Source organism: Eudoraea sp. (genome assembly GCF_049665975.1).
Taxonomy (GTDB): Bacteria; Bacteroidota; Bacteroidia; order Flavobacteriales; family Flavobacteriaceae; genus Eudoraea.
In genome coordinates, this window is record NZ_JBATGR010000062.1 from 1 (window position 1) to 4,578 (window position 4,578).

Below are 4,578 nucleotides of genomic sequence, written 5' to 3' on the forward strand. Positions count from 1 at the left end.
GCCCGGATTCAAAACCTAAGGATACATATCCTTTTTGATTGATATAACTTAATAAGGGTCCTTCCAGATATTCTTCTATCCCAAGGATTACAGGAACAGGAAATAAACAAGCAAATTCCCGGTTTATTAAAGCGTCATTTATTGTAATAAATGGCAATGTAGGGCTGGAAGTGGTATGAAAATCAATAAAGTAGAAAGGAGGGGATTGAGTCTCAAATATATCTGAAATCAGCTGATGAATTTCAGATAATTCATTTTCTTCAACCGAAAGCTCTGATTCGCTTCTCTGTTTAATCTCGTCTATTCTGGAATGTGTCCAAATTCGATTTAAATCATGCTCTATAAAGCGTTTCTTTTCCAGCAGGGCCGGCAGATTGCCTCTAATTCCAAAAATGGATCCCTTTAGATCTCCTTCACTTGTCTTCAATTGCCTGAAAACTTGTTCCAGAGCTTCAACCCCTGAAGGTTCATTTCCGTGAATTCCTCCAAATAAAACCAAGGTAGGGCCCTTTTCCTTGCCGGAGATATGGCCAATTATTCTTTTGGTTTTCAGTTTTTCGATGGACTTAGTTTGGATTTGATCCATGAATCATAAATCATTGGTTGTGATAATTCCAATTAGCTTTTTTCCCTCCACTACCGGTAAACAATTAATGCCATTAGAGTTCATAAGTTCTGTGGCCTCCTGCAAGGGTGTTTCAGCGGTTGTAGTAATCAAATCCGTGGTCATTAATGAGCTAATGCTTTTTTTAAGTTTAGCCGGGTTTTCCATATAATTTTTTACATCGGTCCAGGTTAATAATCCGCTTAAATCAAGATTATAGTCTAATATTGGAGCATGGTGAATGTTTTTCCAAAGCATCATTTTTAAAACCAATTCTGCGCTGTCATTCTCCTGTGCGGTCATTGTTTTTCTGTTCATCCGATCTTTTACCTTAAGTTGATCTTCAGGAATTACATATTCATCTCCCCTTGGAAGTTGCCAAATATCTACGGGATAGCGCTTTTCCTGTCGCTCGTACATCGTGGCAACCAGAATCTTAAGTGCGTCTGGTATTTTATAATTTTCTTTGAGTTTGCGGTATGATTTAACCATCCACCTGGAACCATTATTTGAGCGAATTCTGTTCTCAATAATAGATAAGTACCGTTCTGCGTCTCTTGGCGCAACACCCATACTGTAAAGCCCTCGGAATGCCATAGGCAAAAAGTGATCTAGTAGTAATTCCTGGCTACTAATCAATTTTCCGTCCCATTGAAATTGTGCTGCCATACCATATCTTGCGGCGTTGAAGAAATTGCCTTTTACATCTTTAAAATTCATTTTACTATGAACTTCATCGAAGGCTTTTGGCCTTCCCATCATTACCCCTACCCAAAGCATCATATTTGCAATTTCATCACCTGTGGTTGGGCCCGATGGCATATATCTATTCTCAATTCTAACGTGGGGTACATTGTCTGTTACCCCGTAACAAACCCTGTTCCATTTATAAATTGTGCCATTGTGAAGGGCTAATGCCCTTAATTTTGGCGTTTCTCCGTTTTTAAGCAAGGTCATGCTATCGGTATCAAAGTCGGTAGTTAAAAGGCTTCTGAATCTGATCACAGCATCTTTATAAAAATCCGCTACAGATCCTCTAACCCAATCATTACCAAAACCTACTCTGGATTCCTTTTCATTGAGAATGAAGGTACTTGCCCTGGTGTCAACACTTTGAGTAAATAGTGCAATTCGTGTCTCTTCCCATAATTCCTGGCCCAGCAATAAAGGAGAATTGGTACATATAGAAAGTATCGGCCCTGCAATAGCCTGTGCCCAATTATAGGTGTCTGCAAAATTATCTGCATCTATTTGAAGATGCGATTGGAAGCTTGTATTACAGCCCTCATAAAGTATAGTGTTATGATGAAGGTTTACCTCATCGACTCCCTTTATATGCAGCTCTATATCTTCCTTCCTGATATCTTTAATCGCTTCGTTTAAAACCCGATATCGTTTTAAGGGGGTCATATATGTAGTTTGCAAAAACTTCGTGTCTACGGTAGGCAATATCCCGGTTAGAATAACTTTGGTGCCGTGTTTTGCTGCGCTTGCTTTGGCTTTCACAAGCAACTCTTTTAATTGTTTGTGCAACTCAGAAAAACATTGCTCATTTAAGATAAGAGGATCCAGGTTGATTTCCAGATTATAAAGCGTTAACTCAGAAGTAAAGTGAGCGTCATTTATATCTTCGAGAATTTTATCTGCTTTATTTGTAGGTTCCCAGTTTTCATCAACAAGACAAAATTCCTGCTCTGCGCCAATGCGCACAGGCCTTTTTTTAAACATTTTATTATCCAGCATATATTCAAGCGCTTCAATGTCTGTAAGCAACTGATCAATATATCCAACTTTGTCCTCGTTCCTGGTAAGTTTTTTTACATTCAATTCCCCCATAATAAGTGGTGTTTAGGCGTATAATCTTGAAATATAATCCAATGCAAGATAAAATCCTAGCTGGGAGATAAATATGATATTTATCATACTGACCGAGCATGATTTTTATTGTTTAATTTAGCGGCGTTATGTCCTCAAAATTTCCAAAAAAAGAAAAATTAAAAAGCGAGAGCCTTATTCGCGGTATTTTTGAGGAAGGAAAATCTATTACCAGCTACCCTTTAAAGTTAATTTATTTAAACATAAAAACCCCTGCCAAAACAAAAGTTCAATGCGGGGTTGCTGTACCAAAAAGAAATTTTAAAAGTGCGGTAAAAAGAAATAGGATTAAAAGATTATTAAGGGAAAGCTACAGGCTAAACAAAGAACAAATTTTTAACAACATCGAGGGAAGCTTTGCGTTTCTATTTTTATACCTTGGAAAAGAAATACCTGAATACGAAGAGGTAGAAAAGCAAATGCGGGTAATTCTAAAACAATTTTTAATAAGAGTAACTAATGAAAACCCTATTAAGTAAAAAAGTGCTGATACCAACGCTAGCGGTTGTTATGCTAGTCGTTGGAAGTAGTTTTAAAAGTGATTTTTTTGAAATTGCTAAACAGATAGAAATTTTTACCACCCTGTTTAAGGAATTAAACATGAATTATGTAGATGAAACCAATCCTGCAGAACTTATGGATACCGCCATAAAAAACATGCTGGATGATCTTGACCCTTATACTAAATTCCTTAATGAGCAGGACGTAGAGGCTTATAAAATAAACAACGCAGGGGAATATTCCGGAATAGGTTCTTTAGTCCGTTCATATGATAGCAAACTGGTAATTATTGAACCATACAAAGGTTATCCGGCAGATAAAGCAGGTTTAAAAGCGGGAGATGAAATCATTAAAATTGGAGACATTTCCATTTCAGATTTTAAAGATGATGCAAGTGAACTATTAAAAGGAGCCAACAATACCAAAGTAGAAGTAACCTACGAAAGACAAGGTAAAACCAATACAACTATAATTGAAAGAGAGGCCATAGAGGTTGATGCTGTTCCTTTTTACAACATGGTAAATGAAAATACGGGCTATATAGTGCTTTCCAAATTTAATGCAAAGGCATCTTCCCAGACAAAGGCAGCTCTTCTCGATTTAAAAGGGAAAGGTGCCGAACAAATTATTTTAGATCTAAGAGGAAATCCCGGAGGGCTCTTATCTGAAGCAATTAATGTTACAAATCTCTTTGTGCCCAAAGGAGAGCTGATTGTAACTACCAAATCCAAAGTAAAAAAATTCAATCGTGAGTACACAACAAAAAATCAGCCTGTAGATGAAGACATCCCATTGGTTGTTTTAGTTAATGGGGGAAGTGCTTCGGCTAGTGAAATTGTTTCAGGAAGTTTACAGGACTTGGATCGAGCCGTAATTATTGGGGCGCGAAGTTTTGGCAAAGGATTGGTTCAACGACCCCTCCGGCTTACCTATGGCACTCAATTAAAAGTTACTATCTCCAGATATTATACCCCTTCCGGACGTTGTATTCAATCTTTGGATTACTGGAACAGAGATGAAGATGGGAATGCCGTGAAAACGACTAAATTTAACCAGTTTCAGACACGAAATGGCAGAAAAGTTGAAGATGGCGGAGGGGTAATGCCTGATATTGAAATAGCTGTATTAAAGACTAATGCGCTTACCAAGGCTCTTTTAAACAATAGTGTTGTATTTGATTTCGCCACCAACTATTACTATCAAAATGCCTTTGCAGGTATTGACGAATTTAGCTTTAAGCCTTCGGACTTTGAAGATTTTAAAAACTACGTATCGCAGAGCAATTTTAATTTTGAAACTAAAACGGAAAAAGCCCTAAAAGAGGCAATTTCAGGGGATGACAAGGCTATTTATGGCGAAGATATACAGCAAAGCTACAAAAGCCTGTTAGCCGAAATTAACAAACGAAAACTAAACGCTCTTGAAACCTATCAAAAGGAAATTCAGATAAATCTTCAGGACGAAATTATAAAGCGGTATTTCTACAGAGAAGGCCTTTACCAGTATTACTTAAAAAATGATGAGGCTATATTAACCGCTTACAGCCTGATGGATGATAAAGCAAAATATGAGTCTATCTTAAAATAGCTGCTTAAAGC

Annotated in this window: 4 protein-coding genes; 2 read left to right on the plus strand and 2 right to left on the minus strand. The window is 37.3% G+C overall.

The window, feature by feature from the left end; translation table 11 throughout:
- Both WBN20_RS02645 and WBN20_RS02650 read right to left on the minus strand, forming a co-directional pair.
- Positions 1-586, minus strand: a 586-nt coding sequence (locus tag WBN20_RS02645) for a succinylglutamate desuccinylase/aspartoacylase family protein (protein ID WP_424280608.1), incomplete at its 3' end; no start/stop codon positions are given.
- Positions 587-589: 3 nt separating this feature from the next.
- Positions 590-2,440 (minus strand): CBS domain-containing protein, encoded by a 1,851-nt coding sequence (locus WBN20_RS02650; protein ID WP_424280609.1) that lies wholly within the window; start codon positions 2,438-2,440, stop codon positions 590-592.
- A gap of 128 nt (positions 2,441-2,568) precedes the next feature.
- On the opposite strand from WBN20_RS02650, the gene rnpA reads away from it, so the two are divergent.
- Complete coding sequence (rnpA, locus tag WBN20_RS02655; RefSeq protein WP_424280610.1) at positions 2,569-2,958, plus strand: ribonuclease P protein component; 390 nt, start codon at positions 2,569-2,571, stop codon at positions 2,956-2,958.
- Positions 2,939-4,567, plus strand: coding sequence for a S41 family peptidase (locus tag WBN20_RS02660; RefSeq protein ID WP_424274124.1), 1,629 nt, complete (start codon positions 2,939-2,941; stop codon positions 4,565-4,567). Before rnpA ends, WBN20_RS02660 begins: the two co-directional genes overlap by 20 nt.
- Positions 4,568-4,578 lie beyond the last annotated feature (11 nt).

What these genes read in the sequence shown, in the direction of transcription:
- WBN20_RS02650 (WP_424280609.1), bottom strand. Translation starts at nt 2,440, where the DNA reads ATGGGGGAATTGAATGTAAAAAAACTTACCAGGAACGAGGACAAAGTT.
- rnpA (WP_424280610.1), top strand. Translation starts at nt 2,569, where the DNA reads ATGTCCTCAAAATTTCCAAAAAAAGAAAAATTAAAAAGCGAGAGCCTT.
- WBN20_RS02660 (WP_424274124.1), top strand. Translation starts at nt 2,939, where the DNA reads ATGAAAACCCTATTAAGTAAAAAAGTGCTGATACCAACGCTAGCGGTT.